A 5473-nucleotide genomic window follows, 5' to 3' on the forward strand; every position below is an offset into this window, starting at 1 on the left:
CGCGGCCACGAGCGGGTCGCCGGCGAGGTCGGCGCCCACCTGCTCCAGCGCCGCGTAGACCGGCCGCAGCCCGGTCAGGTAGTCCGCGTAGGCCCGCTCGGACAGCCGGCCCTCGAGCAGCTCGGTCATGAAGGACGTGCCCTCGGCCTGCTCGTGGGCGGCCCGCGAGCCCTCGCGCACGACCACGGACAGGGGCTGGGCGGCGAGCTCGGTCTCGACGACGGTCATGCGGACTCCTCTTGATGACGTGGTGTCAGAAACATCGTGACACATCGCGCGTGGTCACCGACCGGCCCACGCCCTCGCTCCCCCGCCGCCCCCGGGTCAGCGCACGCCGAGGCCTCCGAGGACGAACTGCTCGGCCGCCTCGCGCGAGACCTCGCGCCGCTGCAGACAGGCGTGGACGAGCAGCACGGCCTCGTCCAGGTCGACGACCGTCAGGACACCGGCCTCGCGGCCCTCCTCGAGCACGCGGCGCAGCACCCGCTCGACGTCGTGGACGTGCTGGCGCAGCTCGGTCAGGGACTCGCGCGACAGCACCCCCATCACCTCGGGGCCGAACCCCAGGTGGGTCGACTCGGCGAAGTCACGGTGGTGGCGCACGTAGACGCGCAGCCGCTCCACCGGGTCGTCGGTCGCGGCGAGGTCGGCCTCCAGCCGGGCCACGTACGACCGCGTCTCCTCGCCGGCGTAGGCGACCAGGACGGCCTCGCGGTCGGCGAAGTGGTTGTACAGCGCCGTGCGTCCCACGCCCGCCCGCTCGGCCAGGTCGGCCATCGTGACCGCCGCGAACGGACGCTCCGCCATGAGGTCGACGAGCGCCTCGAAGACCCGCACGCGCACCTGCGCACGGTGCTCGACGAGCGACCCCCCGATGATCTTCGGCATCCGGCCAGGGTAGAGCAGACGGCGTGCTGCAGCCCGCCGCACCGGGCCGTAGGGTCTGACCGTGAACACCTCCGACATCGCCGACCAGGCCGCGGACGCTCTGCGCGAGCTCACCGACGGCGCCGACCACGACGTCGCCCTCGTCATGGGCTCGGGCTGGCTGCCCGCCGCGGACGCGCTGGGCGAGCCCGACCACGAGATCCCCCTGGCCGACCTGCCCGGCTTCAGCGCCCCGGCGGTCGAGGGCCACGGTGGCACGCTGCGCTCGGTGCGCGTGGGCGACAAGCGCGCCCTGGTCTTCCTGGGCCGCACCCACTTCTACGAGGGCAAGGGCGTCGGCGCCGTCGTCCACGGCGTCCGCACCGCGGCCGCCGCCGGCGTCAAGACCCTCGTGCTGACCAACGGCTGCGGCGGGCTCAACCCCGACTGGGAGCCCGGCACCCCCGTGCTCATCAGCGACCACATCAACCTGACGGCCGCCTCGCCGCTGCAGGGCGCGAACTTCGTCGACCTGACCGACCTGTACTCCTCGCGCCTGCGCGCGCTCGTCCGCGAGGTCGACCCGAGCCTGGACGAGGGCGTCTACGTCCAGTTCCCCGGCCCGCACTACGAGACCCCGGCCGAGATCGCCATGGTCCGCGCCATCGGCGGCGACCTGGTCGGCATGTCGACCGCGCTCGAGGCCATCGCCGCCCGGGCCGCCGGCCTGGAGGTGCTCGGCATCTCGCTGGTCACCAACGCCGCCGCCGGCGTCACCGGCGAGCCGCTCGACCACGAGGAGGTCCTCGCCGCGGGCAAGGCCGCCGCCACCCGCATGGGCGCCCTGCTCGCCGACGTCCTGCCGCGCATCTGAGGAGACCAGCCATGACGACGCTCACCGACCGCGCCCGGCTCTGGCTCGACCAGGACCCCGACGAGGAGACCCGCGCCGAGCTCCAGCAGCTGCTGGACGCCGACGACACCGAGGCCCTGGAGGACCGCTTCGCCGAGCGCCTGCAGTTCGGCACCGCCGGCCTGCGCGGCGAGCTCGGCGCCGGCCCGAACCGGATGAACCGCGTCATCGTCGCCCAGGCGGCGGCCGGGCTGGCGGCGTACCTGAAGCAGCACGAGGACGACCCGAGCGTCGTCGTCGGCTACGACGCGCGCTACAACTCCGAGCGCTTCGCCCGCGACACCGCCGAGGTCATGCAGGGCCTGGGCGTGCGTGCCCACCTGCTGCCCCGGCACCTGCCGACGCCGGTGCTCGCGTTCGCCATCCGCCACCTGGGCGTCAGCGCCGGCGTCATGGTCACCGCGTCGCACAACCCGCCGCGCGACAACGGCTACAAGGTCTACCTGGGCGACTCCAGCCAGATCGTGCCGCCCGCCGACGGCGACATCTCCGCCGAGATCGACCGCGTCGGACGCGTGGACGAGCTGCCCCGCTCCGACGACTACACGGTGCTGGGCGACGACGTCGCCGCGGCGTACGTCGAGGCCTGCGTCGCGCTGGCGCAGGACGGTCCGCGCGACGTCGTCGCCGTCTACACGCCGATGCACGGCGTCGGTCGTGACACGCTGCTCGAGGTGGTCGAGCGGGCCGGCGTTCCCGGCGCCGCACGTCGTCGCCGAGCAGGGCGACCCCGACCCGGCGTTCCCGACCGTCGCGTTCCCCAACCCCGAGGAGCCGGGCGCGATGGACCTCGCGCTCGCGCTGGCCGCGTCCGTCGACGCCGACGTCATCATCGCCAACGACCCCGACGCCGACCGGTGCGCGGTGGGCGTGCGCGACGGCGACGGCCACCGGATGCTGTCGGGCGACCAGGTCGGCTCGCTGCTGGGTCATCACATGCTCAGCCGCGGCGCCGAGGGCACCTACGCGGCGTCGATCGTCTCGTCGTCGGTGCTGGGCAAGCAGGCCGAGGCGGCCGGACGCCCGTGGCGCCAGACGCTCACCGGCTTCAAGTGGCTGGGCAAGATCGAGGACCTGGCCTACGGCTACGAGGAGGCGCTCGGCTACTCGGTCGCGCCGCACATCGCGCGCGACAAGGACGGCGTCTCGGCCGCCCTGGCCGTGCTCGAGCTGGCCGCGTCGCTCAAGGCCGAGGGCCGCACGCTCCTGGACCTGCTCGACGACATCGCGCGCGAGCACGGCCTGCACGCGACCACGCAGCTCTCGGTGCGGGTCGACGACCGCTCGGTCATCGCGAACGCGATGCAGACCCTGCGCACGTCGCCGCCGGAGTCGCTCGGCGGGCTGTCGGTGACGTCCGTGGACGACCTCGAGGACGGCTACCAGGGCCTTCCGCCGACCGACGGCATCCGCATCGGCCTCGAGGGCGGCGCACGCGTCATCGCGCGTCCGTCCGGCACCGAGCCGAAGCTCAAGTGCTACCTGGAGGTCGTCGTCGAGGCCGGCGAGGACGTCGACGCCGCGCGCCGCGAGGCCGACGAGCGGCTCGCCGGCATCAAGGCCGACCTCGCCGCCCTCCTCGGCCTGTAGCCCTCACCCGGTCGCGGCGCTGCCGCGATGTGTGAAGAAAAGGACCCCTTTCCTGGCGGAAGGGGTCCTTTTCCTCACGAATCCCGGCGGAGCCGGGCTCGGGTGAGTCAGTAGCTGGAGGCGTCCTCGGTGGTGGACGCCTCGCCGCCGGCCAGCCGCGACCCCAGCTCGTCCAGGATCGTCGCCGTGGCGCTGGTGCCGAAGCGGGTGACGCCGAGCGCCATCATCTCCAGCAGGGTGTCGAGGCTGCGCACGCCGCCGGACGCCTTGACCTGCACGTGCTCGGGCGAGCTCTCGCGCATGAGCCGGACGTGCTCGATCGTGGCGCCACCGCCGGCGAAGCCCGTGGACGTCTTGACGAAGTCCGCGCCCGCGTCGGCCGTGGCCTTGCACGCCGCGACGATCTCGTCGTCGCTGAGGTACGCGGTCTCGAAGATGACCTTGACGACCTTGCCCTGGGCGGCACCGACCACGGCGGCGATGTCGCCCGTCACGTCGTCCAGCAGCCCGCTGCGCAGCCGCCCGATGTTGAGCACCATGTCGAGCTCGGAGGCACCGTCGGCCAGTGCCTGCTCGGCCTCGGCGACCTTCGCCTGGGTGGACGTCGTGCCGTGCGGGAAGCCGATGACGGTGCCGACCGCGACGCCGGAGCCGTCGAGCCGGGCCGCCGCGTGCGCGACGTCGCTGGGACGCACGCAGACGCTGAAGATGCGGTAGCGGGCCGCGAGGTCCAGGTCGGTGTCGACCTGCTCGCGGGTGAGCTCGGGCTTGAGGATCGCGTGGTCGATCATGCCGGCGATGTCGGCCACGGTGACGTCGAGTGCCATGCGGGCCAGCGTAGTCGGCCGTCTAGAGTGCTCGGGTGCCCCGTCGCGTCGTGATCCTCGCCGGACCCTCGGGCTCGGGCAAGTCCCGGCTCGCGCGCCGGCTCGGCGTCCCCACCCTGCGCCTGGACGACTTCTACCGCGACCTCGACGAGCCGGACATGCCGATGTCCGACCTCGGGCTGGTCGACTGGGACGACCCGCGCTCGTGGGACGCCGACCAGGCCGTCGCGACCATCGCCGAGCTGTGCGCGTCCGGCACCGCCGAGGTGCCGGTCTACTCGCTGTCGGCCAGCCGCCGGGTCGACCTCGAGCACCTGCGGGTCAGCACCGACCTGTTCGTCGCCGAGGGCCTGTTCGCGCCGCAGATCGTCGACACCTGCCGTCGCGCCGGGCTGCTGGAGGAGGCGATCTGCCTGCGCCGTCCGCGCCTGCTGACGTTCTGCCTGCGCCTTTTCCGCGACCTGCGCGAGGGCCGCAAGGCGCCCCACGTGCTGGTGCGCCGGGGCTGGCGGCTCATGCGCGACGAGCCCGCGGTCGTCGCCGAGGCCGTCGCCCACGGCTGCGTCCCCATGACCCCCAAGCAGGCCGAGAAGCGCCTGGGCAGGAGCTGACATGCGCATCACCGTCCTGTCCGGCGGCATCGGCGGCGCCCGGTTCGTCTCGGGCGTCGTCGCCGCCGCGCCCGACGCCGACGTCACCGTCGTCGCCAACACCGCCGACGACCTGTGGCTGCACGGGCTGCGCGTCTGCCCCGACCTCGACTCGCTCATGTACACCCTCGGTGGCGGCATCGACCCCGAGCGCCGGTGGGGCCGCGCGGACGAGACCTGGAGCGCCAAGGAGGACCTGGCCGCGTACGGCGAGGGCCCGGACTGGTTCGGCCTCGGCGACCGCGACATCGCCACCCACCTCGTCCGCACCCGTCTGCTGCGCGAGGGCCGCGGGCTGACCGCCGCCACCGCCCACCTGTGCCAGCGGTGGCAGCCGGGCGTCACGCTGCTGCCGATGACCGAGGACGAGGTCGAGACGCACCTGGACGTCGTGGTCGACGGCGAGACGCGGCACGTCCACTTCCAGGAGTACTGGATCCGGCACCGCGCCGGCGTCCCGTTCACCGCGCTCTCCTACGACGGCGTCGAGACGTCCACGCCCGCGCCCGGCGTCGTCGAGGCGCTGACGGACGCCGACGTCGTGCTCGTGGCGCCCTCGAACCCGGTCGTCTCGATCCGGCCCGGTCGTGGCCCGCTGCCGGCCTGGCCGACGCGCTGCGCCGCCG

6 protein-coding genes and 1 pseudogene are annotated in these 5473 nt (G+C 73.8%); 4 read left to right on the forward strand and 3 right to left on the reverse strand.

Going from position 1 to position 5473, the window contains the following annotated elements; all coding sequences use genetic code 11:
- Positions 1-228, reverse strand: a 228-nt coding sequence (locus tag AC2W7G_RS08425) for a biliverdin-producing heme oxygenase (protein ID WP_485868035.1), incomplete at its 3' end; no start/stop codon positions are given.
- Positions 229-324: 96 nt separating this feature from the next.
- A complete protein-coding gene (locus AC2W7G_RS08430; RefSeq protein WP_485868036.1) occupies positions 325-888 on the reverse strand; it encodes a TetR/AcrR family transcriptional regulator in 564 nt (187 codons plus the stop codon).
- A 55-nt stretch (positions 889-943) separates the two neighbouring features.
- On the opposite strand from AC2W7G_RS08430, the gene AC2W7G_RS08435 reads away from it, so the two are divergent.
- Both AC2W7G_RS08435 and AC2W7G_RS08440 read left to right on the forward strand, forming a co-directional pair.
- The gene (locus AC2W7G_RS08435; protein WP_485868040.1) at positions 944-1741 is read left to right on the forward strand and encodes a purine-nucleoside phosphorylase; all 798 of its coding nucleotides are present in this window, start codon (positions 944-946) and stop codon (positions 1739-1741) included.
- Positions 1742-1752: 11 nt separating this feature from the next.
- Positions 1753-3370: pseudogene (locus AC2W7G_RS08440) on the forward strand (phospho-sugar mutase).
- Positions 3371-3477: 107 nt separating this feature from the next.
- On the opposite strand, the gene deoC reads toward AC2W7G_RS08440, so the two are convergent.
- The gene (deoC, locus tag AC2W7G_RS08445) at positions 3478-4197 is read right to left on the reverse strand and encodes a deoxyribose-phosphate aldolase (protein ID WP_485868037.1); all 720 of its coding nucleotides are present in this window, start codon (positions 4195-4197) and stop codon (positions 3478-3480) included.
- A 35-nt stretch (positions 4198-4232) separates the two neighbouring features.
- On the opposite strand from deoC, the gene AC2W7G_RS08450 reads away from it, so the two are divergent.
- Positions 4233-4808, forward strand: a complete 576-nt coding sequence (locus tag AC2W7G_RS08450) for a uridine kinase family protein (RefSeq protein ID WP_485868038.1) — start codon at positions 4233-4235, stop codon at positions 4806-4808.
- Position 4809: 1 nt separating this feature from the next.
- Positions 4810-5473 (forward strand): 2-phospho-L-lactate transferase (gene cofD / locus AC2W7G_RS08455; RefSeq protein ID WP_485868039.1); only part of this gene is annotated, 664 nt, incomplete at its 3' end.

Source organism: Aeromicrobium sp. PFPM2_SD2 (assembly GCF_057364525.1).